The 14,443-nt window shown below is 60.8% G+C and carries 17 protein-coding genes; 16 read left to right on the top strand and 1 reads right to left on the bottom strand.

Annotation, left to right across the window (positions count from 1 at the left end):
- The first annotated feature begins 38 nt into the window (after positions 1–38).
- The 16 genes from DW233_RS10600 to DW233_RS05590 all read left to right on the top strand — a co-directional run bounded on the left by DW233_RS10600 (position 39) and on the right by DW233_RS05590 (position 13,670).
- Entirely contained in the window at positions 39–224 is a 186-nt protein-coding gene (locus tag DW233_RS10600; protein WP_089573106.1) for a type II toxin-antitoxin system HicA family toxin, read from the top strand.
- The gene (locus DW233_RS05660) at positions 191–682 is read left to right on the top strand and encodes a type II toxin-antitoxin system HicB family antitoxin (protein WP_128620077.1); all 492 of its coding nucleotides are present in this window, start codon (positions 191–193) and stop codon (positions 680–682) included. Before DW233_RS10600 ends, DW233_RS05660 begins: the two co-directional genes overlap by 34 nt.
- A gap of 134 nt (positions 683–816) precedes the next feature.
- The gene (locus DW233_RS05655; RefSeq protein WP_089573104.1) at positions 817–1,560 is read left to right on the top strand and encodes an L-threonylcarbamoyladenylate synthase; all 744 of its coding nucleotides are present in this window, start codon (positions 817–819) and stop codon (positions 1,558–1,560) included.
- A 13-nt stretch (positions 1,561–1,573) separates the two neighbouring features.
- The gene (glpK, locus tag DW233_RS05650; protein ID WP_118267166.1) at positions 1,574–3,115 is read left to right on the top strand and encodes a glycerol kinase GlpK; all 1,542 of its coding nucleotides are present in this window, start codon (positions 1,574–1,576) and stop codon (positions 3,113–3,115) included.
- Positions 3,116–3,238: 123 nt separating this feature from the next.
- Positions 3,239–3,886 (top strand): uracil phosphoribosyltransferase, encoded by a 648-nt coding sequence (gene upp / locus DW233_RS05645; RefSeq protein ID WP_118267164.1) that lies wholly within the window; start codon positions 3,239–3,241, stop codon positions 3,884–3,886.
- A 280-nt stretch (positions 3,887–4,166) separates the two neighbouring features.
- Positions 4,167–4,478 carry a hypothetical protein gene (locus DW233_RS05640; protein ID WP_117637669.1) on the top strand — a complete coding sequence of 104 codons (312 nt, stop codon included), beginning with the start codon at positions 4,167–4,169 and terminating at the stop codon, positions 4,476–4,478.
- A 3-nt stretch (positions 4,479–4,481) separates the two neighbouring features.
- A complete protein-coding gene (gene atpB, locus DW233_RS05635) occupies positions 4,482–5,285 on the top strand; it encodes a F0F1 ATP synthase subunit A (RefSeq protein ID WP_022094263.1) in 804 nt (267 codons plus the stop codon).
- Between the two features lie 124 nt (positions 5,286–5,409).
- Positions 5,410–5,604, top strand: coding sequence for an ATP synthase subunit C (locus DW233_RS05630; protein ID WP_022094262.1), 195 nt, complete (start codon positions 5,410–5,412; stop codon positions 5,602–5,604).
- A gap of 15 nt (positions 5,605–5,619) precedes the next feature.
- On the top strand, positions 5,620–6,222 hold the full coding sequence (gene atpF / locus DW233_RS05625) for a F0F1 ATP synthase subunit B (protein ID WP_006235712.1): 603 nt from the start codon (positions 5,620–5,622) through the stop codon (positions 6,220–6,222).
- On the top strand, positions 6,212–6,688 hold the full coding sequence (locus DW233_RS05620) for a FoF1 ATP synthase subunit delta (RefSeq protein ID WP_006235713.1): 477 nt from the start codon (positions 6,212–6,214) through the stop codon (positions 6,686–6,688). Before atpF ends, DW233_RS05620 begins: the two co-directional genes overlap by 11 nt.
- On the top strand, positions 6,688–8,286 hold the full coding sequence (atpA, locus tag DW233_RS05615; protein ID WP_035138794.1) for a F0F1 ATP synthase subunit alpha: 1,599 nt from the start codon (positions 6,688–6,690) through the stop codon (positions 8,284–8,286). Before DW233_RS05620 ends, atpA begins: the two co-directional genes overlap by 1 nt.
- 5 nt (positions 8,287–8,291) lie before the next feature.
- Positions 8,292–9,200, top strand: coding sequence for an ATP synthase F1 subunit gamma (gene atpG / locus DW233_RS05610; RefSeq protein ID WP_006235716.1), 909 nt, complete (start codon positions 8,292–8,294; stop codon positions 9,198–9,200).
- Positions 9,200–10,654, top strand: a complete 1,455-nt coding sequence (atpD, locus tag DW233_RS05605; protein ID WP_006235717.1) for a F0F1 ATP synthase subunit beta — start codon at positions 9,200–9,202, stop codon at positions 10,652–10,654. Before atpG ends, atpD begins: the two co-directional genes overlap by 1 nt.
- 3 nt (positions 10,655–10,657) lie before the next feature.
- A complete protein-coding gene (atpC, locus tag DW233_RS05600; RefSeq protein ID WP_006235718.1) occupies positions 10,658–11,050 on the top strand; it encodes an ATP synthase F1 subunit epsilon in 393 nt (130 codons plus the stop codon).
- Between the two features lie 88 nt (positions 11,051–11,138).
- The gene (gene murA, locus DW233_RS05595; RefSeq protein ID WP_089573101.1) at positions 11,139–12,422 is read left to right on the top strand and encodes a UDP-N-acetylglucosamine 1-carboxyvinyltransferase; all 1,284 of its coding nucleotides are present in this window, start codon (positions 11,139–11,141) and stop codon (positions 12,420–12,422) included.
- A gap of 12 nt (positions 12,423–12,434) precedes the next feature.
- Positions 12,435–13,670: an LCP family protein gene (locus DW233_RS05590; protein WP_118267162.1), complete on the top strand. Its 1,236-nt coding sequence runs from the start codon at positions 12,435–12,437 to the stop codon at positions 13,668–13,670.
- Positions 13,671–13,903: 233 nt separating this feature from the next.
- Here DW233_RS05590 and DW233_RS05585 read toward each other — a convergent pair.
- Positions 13,904–14,443: transposase (locus DW233_RS05585; protein WP_147357136.1), on the bottom strand; the 540-nt coding region annotated here is incomplete at its 5' end.

The following is a 14,443-nucleotide window of genomic DNA, read 5'->3' as shown; positions in this document are numbered from 1 at the left end:
AGTAGTTTATAATTAGGACGGCTGAAAGAGGTCGGCCCATGCAACCTCCTACCTTTCGGGAAATCATTGCCCTACTCAAGCACGATGGATTCGTGAAGGTCGCGCAAGTCGGTAGTCATGCTAAGTATGTTTCTGGTGACCGCGTTGTCACCGTGAACGGCTCTGGTGGTGATCGACCAAAGAAGGGCACGTGGGCAAGTATTCGTCGCCAAGCTGGATGGTAGTTGGAGGCAAAATGAGGCAGCGATTTACCTATGACTGCGTTCTCATAAAAGAAGACGATGGTTACTGCGCTAGCTTCCCGCAGATTCCCGGCGCCTTTGCCGATGGCGATACGCGCGAAGAAGCGATTGCCCATGCCACCGAGGCACTGATGGCGTTTTTGGCCGACGACCTCAACAACGGTTTGACTCCGGCAGGGTACGAACGCTCGGCCGAGGTCGTGGCCCTTTCAGTCGAAATCGACCACGAGGACGCTCGGGAAGCGGCGTGCCGAACATTTAAAGACGCAGCGCTGGACCTCAAAGTCTCCGCTCCGCGGATTACCGCGCTGGTCAAAGCCGGAAAGCTCGATGTTGAACTCGTCGACGGCCGTCGGATGATAACGATAGACAGCATCGAGCGTTACGCCGCCCAAGAACGTCACGCCGGCAGGCCAAAGAAGTTCGTCGCAGTCCAATAACCCCCTCACTTTCACCGACTACTAGAGCCGCTCACCAAACCAACATGCGCTCTGGGCAAATAGGTTGAACGTTTCGTGCGAGAATGCCCCACAGTAAACAAACTTGCACCAGAGCGTAAGGGGCTGGCATACACATGCAGACGGTCTATCGGGTATACGAGGGAACGCGTGAGCCGCATCGGCTTGCCGTCGAGCGCACGGCCGAGGTGCTCGGCCGCGGCGGCCTGGCTTTGATCCCGACCGAGACCGTCTACGGTGTCGCCGTGGCAGTCAACGCCTTCTCGGACGCCGTGCCCCAAGATACAAGCGAATTCCCATCGTGGCCGCGCGATCCGCAGGCTGCCGTCAATGGCGCCGCAGTTCCTGCGCTCGGCACCGGCTATCGCCGTATCTTCACTCTCAAGCAACGTGAACTCACGCAAACCGTCGCTTGGCTGGTCGATGGCGTCGAAGCACTCGACCGCTATGGCGTGGATATCCCGGAAGATGCCCGCATACTCGCGCGACGATGCTGGCCGGGAGCCCTGACTATCGTGGTCAAGGCAGCTCCCTGCGTGCCGACCTTTATGCGCGCTGCCGACGACACGGTGGCACTTCGCGCTTCGGCCTCGCCCGTGGTGCAGGCGCTCATTCGCGCCTGTGGCAGCCCCCTTGCCTGCACCAGCGCCAACACGCATGGCGCGCCCGCGCCGGCAAGTTTTATCACGGTGGAGGGTCGCATCCTGGAGGGGGTCGATGTTGCCGTCGACGCCGGTGAGACCCCGTGTCGCGACGCCTCGACCATCGTGTCGTTTCAGCACGGCGAGCTCCAGATCCTGCGCCAAGGCGCACTTCCCGCATCAGAGATCGAACGGGTCCTGTCCGACCCGATGCAATAGAAAGGTTTAAGTGATGTCGTTGAATCTGGGCAGCCTGGGCATGGAAGATGCCTCGTTTGACTTTGGCGGTTCCTACATCATGGCGCTCGACTGCGGCACCACCTCGGTACTTGCGACCATCGTCGACGAGTACGGCTGCATCGTCGCGCAGGCACGTCGCAGCGTCAAAACGAGTTTTCCGCGTCCCGGTTGGGTAGAGCAAGACCCCATGGCGGTCCTTGCCAGCCAGATCGCGGTCATGATGGAAGTCCAGTTTAAGAGCGGTATCCACTCCGACCGCATTGCCGCCATCGGCATCTCCAACCAGCGCGAGACCACGGTGGTCTGGGACCGTGTGAGCGGCCAGCCCATCTATAACGCCATCGTATGGCAGTGCCGCCGTACCGCACCTCTGATCGACGAGCTTGTCGAGCAGGGCGCAGAAGGGCTGGTGCGCTCCCGCACGGGACTTACGCTTGACCCGTATTTCTCGGCCTCCAAGGTGCAGTGGATTCTCGACAACGTCGACGGCGCACGCGAGAGCGCGGCGGCGGGCGACCTCATGTTTGGCACCATCGACACCTGGCTCATCTACAACCTCACCGGCGGCCAGGTCTTTGCCACCGACTACACCAATGCCAGCCGCACGGCACTCTTTAATATCCATACGCTCGATTGGGACGACGACCTGCTGGCGCTTTTTGACGTTCCACGTTCCATGATGCCCGAGGTTCGCTGGAGCTCGGGCGACTACGGCCGCGTCGCGAGCGACATCATGACCAACATGCCGCCCATCATGGGTGTGGCGGGCGACCAGCAGGCATCGCTGTTCGGTCACTGCTGCTTCTATCCCGGCCAGACCAAAAACACCTATGGCACGGGCTGCTTTATGCTCATGAACACCGGCGACGAGATCGTCGAATCCAAGAATGGCCTGGTCTCCACCATCGGTATCGCTGCGAACGGGAAGATCAGCTATGCGCTCGAGGGCTCCATCTTTGCTGCCGGTTCCACCATGAACTGGCTTCGCAACAACATGTGCATCATCTCGAGCGTGAGCGAGTCGGCACAACTCGCCGCTTCGATTAGCGACAACGAGGGCTGCTATTTCGTTCCCGCCTTTGCGGGTCTGGGCGCTCCCTGGTGGGACCCGCATGCCCGCGGTATCGTGTGCGGTCTGACCGGCGCCTCGAGCCGTGCGACCATCGTACGTGCCGCCTGCGAATCCATGGCATATCAGAGCTACGACGTGCTGCGCGCCATGGAGCAGGACGTGGGGCTTTCGATCGAGCGCCTGTCTGTCGATGGCGGTGCCTCGCGCAACGAGTTCATCATGCAATTCCAGGCCGACCTGCTGGATATCCCCGTGCTGCAATGCGAGACGGTGGAGACCACGGCAATCGGTGCCGCGTACTTGGCGGGTCTTGCCGTCGGCTATTGGGAAGACCTGGAAGAGCTGGAGCAAAATGCCCAGATCGTTAGGACCTTCCTTCCCCACATGTCCGCCGAGCGCCGCGAGCAAAACCTTGCGGGCTGGCGTGATGCAGTCAGGCGCTCGCTCAGCTCCTCACGGTAGGGCTGCGATGGGCTGCTCGATACAACAAACCGCTAAACTAATGCATGGCGTGCGGCGGCAACATTGCTGCGCGCCTTGTCAGCAAGGCCGTTTTGCGGCCGCAACGAAAGGGGCAATCAACCCATGACCGTCACCTACGATGCGTCCCGCGTGACGCTTGTCGATCACCCGCTCGTCCAGCACAAGCTGTCGATCCTGCGCGACAAAAACACCGGCACCAACCAGTTCCGCCAGCTCGTGCGCGAGCTCGCGCTTTTTGACGGCTACGAGGCCATGCGCGACCTGCCTATGGAAGACGTCGAGGTCGAAACCCCCATCACTACCGCCACGTTCAAACGGCTCGCCGGCAAGAAACTCGCCATCGTGCCCATCCTGCGCGCGGGCCTTGGCATGGTCGACGGCATTCTCGACTTGGTGCCCTCCGCTCGCGTGGGCCACATCGGCATGGAGCGCGACGAGGTCACCCACGAGCCGCACGAGTATTACTGCAAGATGCCCAAGGATATCGACCAGCGCATCTGCCTGGTCGTCGACCCCATGCTCGCCACGGGCGGTTCGGCCGAGATGGCCATCAGCTACCTGCGCGGGCGCGGTGTCAAGGACATCCGCATGCTGTGCATCGTCGCGGCCCCCGAGGGCCTCAAGTCGCTGACCGAGAAGGACCCAGATGTGCATATCTATACCTGCGCCATCGACGACCATCTCAACGAGGCTGCCTACATCGTTCCCGGCCTCGGCGACGCCGGCGACCGCATCTACGGCACGCTCTAGTCGTCGGGCTAAACGGCCGCGGCTGCAAATACGAAGAAACGGTGCGCGCGGACGAACAAAAGGCGACCGCGCGCACTCCTGTTAACGGACGTTTTGCCCTGCAGGGTTCGAGAAAAACGTATTACCGTACCTGCGGCATAAAGAAGGTCTTAAGAAAACGAACAGGTGCGTATTAACCGATGCTTTTTCGGTTGTACTTTAGCGATTGGCTCGTACAATAGTCACCAATGTTTGGCGGGAACTGTTCTATGAAGCGTTAAAAAGGAAAGTGAGGACGCCAGTGTTTCAGATAGCCGATCTGCTCGCTATCGTTGCAGGCGCCATCGCGGGCGCAATTGCCTTCCTTCCCTTTGTCTTTACGCTCAAGCCGGTTCTTGACGATAGACAGAATGCGGACATGCTCAAGGGTATGGTGAGTCTGGCGGTCTCGGCAATCGCCCTGCTCGTCTTTACCTTGGTTGTGTTTGTGTTGTTCGGAGAGGCATTTCGCATGTTCCTCCTGGGCGAGGCGATCGGCTTCGTGGCCTTTATGGCCGCCTGCACGGTTCGCGTCGCCAAGGCGCTGCGAGATCCTCATGAGGTCGAAAGGTAAGTCGTGGAAATTTTTGAAAAGCTGCCTGATGAGATTAATCATCTGGTCAGCGAGTTCAGCTCCACCCCTGTCGTGGGCGATCTGAGCTGCGGCATCACGCAGTACTCGTTTTGGCTGATCGTCTCCACGATCGTGCTCCTGATCGTCCTGGCCGTGTTCAAGAAGAAGCAGACCCTGGTTCCCAAGGGCTTCTTCGTCAACGGTTTCGAGTACATCATCGAGTACGTCGAGAACGATATCGGCAAGGGCGTCGTGGGTGAGAACTGGAAGAAGCACTTCCCGTTCCTGTGCTCGCTTTTCCTGTTCATCCTGATCAATAACATGATCGGCCTGATCCCGGGAATGAAGCCCGGCACCGGTGCAATCGGCTCCACCGCCGCACTCGCCATTTTCGCCTTCGTGTACTTCATCTACTACGGATGCAAGGCTCACGGCGTGATCGGCTACATCAAGAGCCTCGCCCCGCAGGGCGTGAGCTTCCCGATGAACGTGCTCGTGTGGGTCGTCGAGCTTTTCTCGACCTTCCTGCGCCTCATCACGCTCGCCGTCCGTCTGTTCTGCAACATGTTCGCAGGACACGTGGTCATGGGCTCGTTCGCCATCATGGCGAGCATGTTCATGCAGCCGCTGCTTCAGCAGGTTTCCGCGGCGCACGCCGTCGGCGCCCTGCCTTCGCTGGCCTGGCTTGCCATCCTCATCCTGATCTATGCGATCGAGCTTGTGGTCGGCGCTATCCAGGCTTACGTCTTCACGGTCCTTACCGCCGTGTATGTCTCCGAGGCGGAGGAGGTCGCGGAGGAGGAGTAGTCTTCCGTTCGCGCCTTAAAGGTAAGGCAATTCGTTAAACCGCCGGTGCCCGTACCCATGGAGCCCGGCAGTTATAAAAAGGTTATCCTGCGTGAAATAAGACACGCACGACAAAGGAGGAATCGTGGGAGTTATCGGTTACGGTCTCGGTGTTATCGGCGCTGGTCTTGCTATCGGCCTGTCTGCTCTGGGTGCTACGGGTGCTATGGCCCGTCAGCCTGAGGTCCAGGGCCGCGTGTTCACCGTCTTCATCATGGGCTCCGCCTTCGGCGAGGCTCTGGCTCTGATCGGCTTCGTTGTCGCGCTGATCGTTAAATAGCACGGAGCGTCAAGTATGAATCTTTCATCCCAGAAGAGCGCGATCGCACTCTCCGCGTCCGCGGCCGCGCTGCTCATGCCGGTTTCCGCGTTCGCCGAGGACGGCGCTGCCGGCGCGGACATCCTCATCCCTAAGATGGCGGAGTTCATCCCGGCGCTTATCGCCTTCCTGATTATCTGGATCGTGCTGGCCAAGGTCGCCCTGCCGGGCATCATGAAAACCATGGAGGAGCGCGGCAAGAAGATCGAGGAGAGCCTCGACGAGGCCGAGAAGACCAAGCAGGAGGCTATCGCCAAGCGCGCTGAGTCCGACTCGATCGTCACCGACGCCCGTCGTCAGGCTGCCGACATCGTTCTCGAGGCCCGTAAGGACGCCGAGTCCGAGCGCGCCCGTATCATCGAGGCTGCTCACAAGGAGGCCGAGGAGATCATCGCCAAGGCCCATACGACCGTCGAGGACGAGCGCAAGTCCATTTACGCCGGTGCCGCGAGCTCCATCGCCGACCTGTCCGTTGCCGTCGCCACCAAGATCGTGGGCGAGGCACTCGAGGACGATGCCGAGCAGAAGAAGCTCATCGAGCGCTACATCCAGGAAGCAGGTAGCCTGAATGCCGACTAGCCGCTATCAGGACAAGGTGCTCGAGACCTACGCGCGCTCCCTTCTGGAAGCCGCTAAGGCCGAGAACCATGTGTTCGAGGACCTCGAGATGATCGAGCGCTTGGCTTCTGCCAGCCCCGAGATCATCGCCGTGCTCGACACCATGTCCAAGCGCGACCAGCTCGACCTTCTTCCCAAGGTGGCAGCTGCCTTTAAGTATGTTGCCGAGGAAGACGAGGATGTAGTGGGCGTGACCGTCACCACGGCGATCCCGCTCGACGACGAGCTGCGTCAAACCATCACTAAGAAATGCGAGCAGGACTTCGGTCGCAAGGTATTCCTTATCGAGCAGGTTGACCCGTCTATCGTGGGCGGCCTGGTGCTCGAGGCCCGCGGCGAGCGTCGTGACATTTCCGTCAAGACGCAGCTGCGCATCGCGCAGGAGACCCTCGCAAACTCTGCTAATTCGTACGGAGGTGAAGCCTAATGTCCGAAACCCTCAATGCCCAGGATATCGCCAAGAAACTGCAGGAGCAGCTCACGAGCCTCTCCGCGACGGTCGATACGCATGAGGTTTCAACGGTCGACGAGGTAGGCGACGGCATCGCGCGCGTCTCCGGCCTCAAGAGCGCCATGGCAGGCGAGCTTCTGGAGTTCAAGAGCTCCGATACCGGTGAGACCGTCTTCGGCCTTGCCCAGAACCTTGACCGTGACGAGGTCGGCGCCGTTCTGTTCGGTGCCGTCGACTCCATCAAGGAAGGCGACGAGTGCCGCACCACTGGCCGCATTATGGATATCCCCGTGAGCCGCGCCATGCTCGGCCGCGTCGTCAATCCGCTCGGCCAGCCCATCGACGGCCTAGGCGACATCGTCGCTACGCACCGTCGCCCCATCGAGTTCAAGGCCCCCGGCGTCATCGACCGTACCCCGGTGTGCGAGCCGGTTCAGACCGGTCTGCTCGCTATCGACTCCATGGTGCCTATTGGCCGCGGTCAGCGTGAGCTCATCATCGGCGACCGTAAGACCGGTAAGACCGCCATCGCCATCGACGCTATTCTCAACCAGCGCGGCAAGGGCATGGTCTGCATCTATGTCGCCATCGGCCAGAAGGCCTCCACGGTTGCCAACATCCGCGAGACCCTCGCTCAGCACGGTGCGCTCGACTACACCATCATCGTTTCGGCCACCGCTGCCGATTCCGCCCCTATGCAGTACATCGCGCCTATGGCCGGTGCCGCTATCGGCGAGTTCTTCATGTACAACGGCGAGGACGGCAAGCCCGCCAGCGAGACCAACCCCGGCGGCCACGTGCTCGTCATCTACGACGACCTGTCCAAGCAGGCTGTGGCCTACCGTCAGATGTCGCTGACGCTGCATCGTCCGCCCGGACGCGAGGCCTATCCTGGCGACATCTTCTACCTGCACTCTCGTCTGCTCGAGCGTGCCGTCAAGATGTCCAAGAAGAACGGTTACGGCTCCATGACGGCACTGCCGATCATCGAGACCCAGGACGGCGACGTCTCGGCCTACATTCCGACCAACGTCATTTCCATTACCGATGGTCAGATCTACCTGCAGTCCGAGCTCTTCTTCCAGGGTCAGCGCCCGGCAGTCGACGTGGGCATCTCCGTGTCCCGCGTCGGTGGCGATGCGCAGACCAAGGCCATGAAGCAGGTCGCCGGCAACCTCCGTCTGGACCTCGCTTCGTACCAGGAGCTCGCTGGCTTTACGCAGTTCGGCTCCGACCTCGACGAGGCTACTCAGAAGCAGCTGACCCATGGTGCTCGCATGACCGAGCTCCTGAAGCAGCCGCGTTACAAGCCGTTTGAGGTTGGCGAGCAGATCGTTACGCTGTTCGCTGGCAACGAGGGCTTCCTGGATGACCTGGAGATCGCCGACGTGCTGCCCTTCCGTGCCGAGCTCATCGAGTACATGGACAATGGCTTTGGCTCGCTGCTCGACAAGGTTCGCGCCAAGAAGATCGATGATGACACCAAGGCTGAGCTCTTGCGCGTCATCGGCGACTTCAAGCAGCAGTTCATGGCCAAGCACCATTCGGATGTTTCTGGATCAGAGGAGAACTAAGCCCCATGGCCAACCTTCGCGACATTAAGAAGCGAATCTCCTCGGTTACCACGACCAAGCAGATCACGCGCACGATGGAGATGGTCTCTACGGCCAAGATCCGTCGTGCCCTCGATCGCTCCAAGCAGGCCGAGCCCTATAAGGAGGCGCTGACCGACGTCATGTTGACGGTCGCCGGCGACGCCTCCTGTTCGGGCACCGATCCCATGCTGCAGAAGCATGAGAGCGTCAAGCATGGCCTGATTGTCGTTATTGCCTCGGACCGCGGCCTTGCCGGCGGTTTCAATACGACGGTGGAGCGCACGGCCGAAAAGCTCGCCGCTTCTTGGGCGAACGACGGCATCGAGTGCGAGATCATCGCGTGCGGGCGTAAGCCGGCCACGTATTTCCGTGACCGCGCAAACGTTGTCATGCACTTTGAGGGCAACTCCTCTGAGCCCGATTTCAATCAGGCCCGCATGATTTCCTCTCATATCTGCGATGCGTATCGTGCCGGTGAGCTTGACCGTGTCGAGCTTGTCTACCACCACGCCAAGAACCGCGTGGATCAGGAGCTTCGCGTCGAGCATCTGTTGCCGCTCGACCCCGAGATGATCGCTATGGCCCACGGTCCGCGTAAGAACGAGACCGACGCCCCTAAGCGCATCTCGTCCACGTTCGAGTTCGTGCCCTCTCCTGAGCATGTTCTCGGCAAGCTTGTGCCGTCTTATATCCTGACGGTCATCTACCAGGCCCTGATCGATTCGGCGGCTGCCGAGCAGGGTGCACGCCGCAAGGCCATGCACTCCGCGACGGAAAACGCCACCGCGATCATCTCGACCCTTACCCGCACGTATAGTCGCGTGCGTCAGGCTTCGATCACGACCGAGATTAACGAGATCGTCGGCGGAGCCTCAGCATTGGAGGAACAGTAATGGCTAATAACACCGTAAAGCTTGCGGTCGAGGAAGCCACCAAGAAGACGACTGCCGGTGATGGTCGCATCGTGCGTATCATCGGCCCTGTCGTCGACGTCAAGTTTGACGGTGCGGTGCCCCCGATCTACAACGCGCTCACGGTCGAGGCCGAGACCCCGATCGGTCACCTGAGCACGATCCTCGAGGTCGAGAGCCAGCTTCCGGGCGGCGTCGTCCGCACGGTCGCCATGTCCTCGACCGACGGCCTGCAGCGCGGCCTCATCGCCACCGATACCGGTGAGCCCATGAAGATGCCCGTTGGTCCCAAGACGCTCGGTCGCATTTGGAACGTCATGGGCAAGCCCGTCGACGGCAAGCCCATGCCCGAGGTGGAGGAGTTCTACCCCATCCACCATGCAGCGCCCCGCTTTGACGAGCTCACCACCAAGACCGAGATCTTCGAGACCGGCATCAAGGCCGTCGACCTGCTCGAGCCCTACATCCGTGGCGGCAAGACCGGCCTGTTCGGCGGCGCCGGCGTCGGCAAGACCGTTCTGATTCAGGAGCTCATCAACAACCTCGCCCAGGAGCACGGCGGCACCTCGGTGTTCACCGGCGTCGGCGAGCGTACCCGCGAGGGCACCGACCTGTTCCTCGAGATGAGCGAGTCTGGCGTTATCGACAAGACCTGCTTGGTCTATGGTCAGATGAACGAGCCGCCCGGAGCGCGTCTGCGCATCGGTCTGGCCGGCCTTACCACCGCTGAGTACTTCCGCGATCGCGGCCAGGACGTTCTGCTGTTCATCGACAACATCTTCCGCTTCTCCCAGGCAGGTTCCGAGGTTTCCGCACTGCTGGGCCGTATGCCGTCCGCCGTTGGTTACCAGCCCACGCTGGCAACCGAGATGGGCGACCTCCAGGAGCGCATTACCTCGACCAAGACGGGCTCCATTACCTCCGTCCAGGCTGTCTACGTCCCCGCAGACGACCTGACCGACCCGGCGCCTGCCACGACGTTTACGCACCTCGACGCCACCACGGTTCTTTCGCGTAGCATTTCGTCGCTTGGCCTGTTCCCGGCTATCGACCCGCTCGCATCTTCCTCCGACGCTCTCGATCCCTCGATCGTCGGCGAGGAGCACTACCGTGTCGCCGTCAAGGTCCAGGAGCTCCTGCAGGAGTACTCCGACCTTCAGGACATCATCGCCATTCTGGGTATGGACGAGCTGTCCGAGGAGCAGCGCCTTACGGTCAACCGTGCCCGTAAGATTCAGCAGTTCCTCTCGCAGTCCTTCCACGTCGCCGAGAAGTTCACCGGCAACCCCGGTGTCTACGTCCGCGTCGAGGATACCGTCCGCTCTTTCGCCGAGATTGTCGACGGCAAGGCCGATGACCTGCCCGAGCAGGCTTTCCGCTATGCTTCCACGATTGAAGACGTGCGCGAGCGCGCCCGCAAGATGGGGGAGAAGTAGGTTATGCGTATCCGCATCGTGTGCCCCGTGAGCTGCGCCTATGAGGGCGACGCTGCGTTTGTGTCGATTCCGTCCACGGATGGCGAGTTTGGCGTCCTGCCTGCTCACTCCAGCGAGATCTGCACGATCGACCGCGGTTACGTTCGCGTTTCCGATAAGGCCATGGGCACTGTCGACCACACGTTTGCCGTGGCCGGCGGCTATGCCCAGGTTGCGGACGATGTCGTGACCGTTCTCGCCGAGCGCGCTTGCGATTTGGCGACCGTCGATGCCGACAAGCTTAAAGCTGATATTCAAGGTTTTGAAGAGAAGCTGGGTAATTTGTCGGAGGATGATGCACGCCGCGCCTACCTCTATAATGAAATCGCATGGTGTAAGCTCAAGCTTGCCCAATAGTCAAACGATTTAGCGTTCGACCATTTGCGAACACATCATGCCCGGGATGGCCCAGCCACCCCGGGCATGCTTTTTGAAAGGGTAGACCTTGGATATTATCCGCGTTGAGGGTGGCCACGCCATCGGAGGCTCCGTGCCCGTCTCGGGCGCCAAGAACTCCGCGCTCAAACTCATGGCGGCAACGCTTCTGGCGCCGGGCAAGACGACGCTGCAGAACGTGCCCGATATTTCCGATGTCCACGTGATGGGCAAGGTGCTCAAGGGCATGGGCGCTACGATCGATGTTCTCGACGAGCACACGCTCGAGATTGATACCTCTCAGGTCGATTCATGGGAGGCCCCCTACGAGCTCGTTGCCAAGATGCGCGCTTCCACCGCCGTCATGGGGCCCCTGCTGGGCCGCTTCCATCGCGCCAAAATTGCCATGCCGGGCGGCTGCAACCTGGGTGCTCGTAAGATCGATATGCACATTCTTGGTCTTGAGGCCCTGGGCGTTGAGTTCGATACCGCCCACGGTTACATCAACGCTAATGCGCCCCAAGGTCTGCGCGGTACCACCGTCACGCTCGAGTTCGCCAGCGTCGGTGCGACCGAGAATCTCATCATGGCCTCTGTGCGCGCACAGGGCACCACGGTTATCGACAATGCCGCCCGCGAGCCCGAGATCGTCGATCTCGCCAACATGCTCAACGAGATGGGCGCCAAGATTGTTGGCGCCGGTACGCCCGTCGTGACTATCGAAGGCGTGGAAGAGCTCCATCCCGTTATCCATCGCGTGGTGGGCGACCGCATCGAGGCCGGTACCTTTATCGTCGCCGGTGCGTTGATGGCGGACGATCGCGGTGTCGATGTCACGGGCTTTTGCCCCATTCATTTGGGCATGGTGCTCAAGAAGATGGAGCTCATGGGTATCGACTGCGAGCGCGTCGAGGATGGCGTCCATGTGAACCGTGCCGAGCGTATCAAGCCGGTCGACATCCAGACGCTTCCGTTCCCCGGTTTCCCGACCGACATGCAGGCGCAGATTATGGTGCTCTCCGCCCTTGCCGACGGCAGTTCCGTTATTACCGAGAACATCTTCGAGAATCGCTTTATGTTTGCCTCTGAGCTGGTGCGCATGGGTGCCGACATTCGTATCGAGAGCCATCATGCCATGATTCATGGCGTCAAGGGCTTCTCGGGTGCACAGGTTACCTCGCCCGATTTGCGCGGCGGAGCGGCCCTCGTCGTAGCGGGCTTGATCGCCGACGGGACGACCGAGGTTTCGGCTATCCATCACATCAAGCGCGGCTACGAGCAGTTTGTCGAAAAGCTGCAGGCGCTCGGCGCGCATGTCGAGCATGCTACCGTCCCCGATCCCGTCATCTACTAATACAGGTTGCCTATGTTTAATAAAAAGCCCCTCGCGGATACCACCACCCGAAGACCCTCAACTGGCGCGCAGGCCAAGATCTACAGTCGCGATAACGTGGCTCGCTATTCCGAGCGCGCTCGTCAACGCCGCCGTAGCCACACGATTCGTCACGTCGCGCTCATTGTCGTGCTTGGCGTGCTGCTGAGTGCCACTACCGCTGCCGGCCTGTGGTTTGCCACCATTATGGGCAAGCTCGGCGATTCTAATGTCATTACTGACAATCTGCGTCGGGTTCTGGTTGACACCGATGAGGCAAAGGATCCGTTCTACGTGCTGCTTCTTGGCACCGACGGCCGTCCGGGCGAGGATACGTATCGTGCCGACTCGATTATCCTGGCACGCATCGACCCCACGCAAAAGCAGGCGACGCTCATTTCCGTTCCGCGCGACACCAAGGTCGAGTACAAGGGCGAGACCATGAAGATCAACGCCTGCCATACCGTTGGCGGCGCCGAGGCCATGGTCGAGGCGGTCAACGAGCTGTGCGGTGTTCAGATTTCCCACTATGCCGAGGTCAGCTTCGACGGTATGCAGGCGCTGATTGATTCGGTTGGCGGTATCGACATTAACGCAACCGATGATGTTGACGACCCCGAGCACCTGGATATTAAGATTACCGCTGGCCAGCAGCATATGGACGGTGCCACCGCCCTTACCTATGCCCGCTGCCGCTACACCTATGCCGACGGCGATTACACGCGCATGCGCCACCAGCGTCAGGTGCTTGGCGCCCTTGCCAACCAGATTCTCAATAACTTCGATGCCACGAAGATCTTTGGCCTGGTTAATTCGCTGTCCGATATGCTCGTAACCGATATGAGCGTTCAGGATATCGTTTCCACGGTCAACGCTATGCGCGGCATGGATGTCGATGGCATCTATTCGGCGAATCTGCCTTCCTACGCAGATGAAACCACCATGATCGACGGCCAGAGCTATGTCTTTGTCTACGAGGACGAGCTTAAGGAGATGATGGAGCGCGTCGATGCCGGCAAGGATCCCAAGGGTCCCAACACCATGGGTCTTTCCGACGGTTCCAGCTCTACGATCGGTGACCTCAGCAACAACACGTCTGACGACTACGCAAACGGTACCGCAACCTCATCGGTCAGCTCTGACGATTCTGATGACTCAAGCGATTCGAGCGATTCGGACTACTACGAAGAGCCCACCGGTGACGGCAACGGCTACGAAGCCAACTACTAAGTTACGCGGTTTTACCAGCCCGCGTAACCAGTTGACGCTGCAAACCCGCCAGAGCGGCAATCTGCCTTTCAACTTCGGCGGCATGATCAAAAGATCAATGCCGCCTCGTTTCAAGGCACCTTGCTCGCTCTGGCGGGTTTTCGCTGTCGTTGCCAAAACATCGGCGTTGCCTTGGTCCGGACTAGTCGTTGGGTAGTCATTGGGTGTTCCTATAGTTTTGTCAACCGTCGGGGCTACTCCCGGTAGGGCACCCGGTCGCGCATCACGGCGTATATCGCCCTGAGCCGCTTCCTCGCGACGGCCTTGAGCGCCCGCCCGTGCCCCATGCCCCGCGCCCTGCAGGCCCGGTAGTACTCGCCGTAGCGCCCCGACGACCTCACCAGGCTGTTGCACGAGAAGATCAGAAGAGACTTGAGCCTCGCGTCGCCCCGCCTGGACGCCCTGACCGACCTCACCGACGTGCCGGAGCTCCTCACCCTCGGGGCTATGCCGCAGTACGAGGCCAGGTGGTCGTGGTCCGGGAACCTCGCGATGTCGACCGATACCGCGAGCTGCGCCGCCGTCCTCGGCCCGATGCCGGGCACGGTGAGCAGGCACGCGTAGGTCTCGTCGCCCTCGAGCAGCCCCGCCGTCTCGGCCTCGAGGGCCCCGGCCTCGTCGAGGGCCTCCGATATCCGGGCGGCAAGGAACCTGACCTGCCTGTTCTCGGCCTCGACGAGCGCCGGCGGCGGCGCGGTCGAGGCGGCCGCGGCCTCCCCGGCGGCCTCGGCCCG

This window comes from Collinsella sp. AM20-15AC, from assembly GCF_003471405.1.
GTDB lineage: Bacteria > Actinomycetota > Coriobacteriia > Coriobacteriales > Coriobacteriaceae > Collinsella.
This window is presented reverse-complemented; position numbering and strand designations above follow the sequence as displayed.

Bases quoted from the DNA above. Each gene is read 5' to 3' on its own strand.
- DW233_RS10600 (WP_089573106.1), top strand. From the start codon at position 39: ATGCAACCTCCTACCTTTCGGGAAATCATTGCCCTACTCAAGCACGAT.
- DW233_RS05655 (WP_089573104.1), top strand. From the start codon at position 817: ATGCAGACGGTCTATCGGGTATACGAGGGAACGCGTGAGCCGCATCGG.
- glpK (WP_118267166.1), top strand. From the start codon at position 1,574: ATGTCGTTGAATCTGGGCAGCCTGGGCATGGAAGATGCCTCGTTTGAC.
- upp (WP_118267164.1), top strand. From the start codon at position 3,239: ATGACCGTCACCTACGATGCGTCCCGCGTGACGCTTGTCGATCACCCG.
- atpF (WP_006235712.1), top strand. From the start codon at position 5,620: ATGAATCTTTCATCCCAGAAGAGCGCGATCGCACTCTCCGCGTCCGCG.
- DW233_RS05620 (WP_006235713.1), top strand. From the start codon at position 6,212: ATGCCGACTAGCCGCTATCAGGACAAGGTGCTCGAGACCTACGCGCGC.
- atpA (WP_035138794.1), top strand. From the start codon at position 6,688: ATGTCCGAAACCCTCAATGCCCAGGATATCGCCAAGAAACTGCAGGAG.
- atpG (WP_006235716.1), top strand. From the start codon at position 8,292: ATGGCCAACCTTCGCGACATTAAGAAGCGAATCTCCTCGGTTACCACG.
- atpD (WP_006235717.1), top strand. From the start codon at position 9,200: ATGGCTAATAACACCGTAAAGCTTGCGGTCGAGGAAGCCACCAAGAAG.
- atpC (WP_006235718.1), top strand. From the start codon at position 10,658: ATGCGTATCCGCATCGTGTGCCCCGTGAGCTGCGCCTATGAGGGCGAC.
- DW233_RS05590 (WP_118267162.1), top strand. From the start codon at position 12,435: ATGTTTAATAAAAAGCCCCTCGCGGATACCACCACCCGAAGACCCTCA.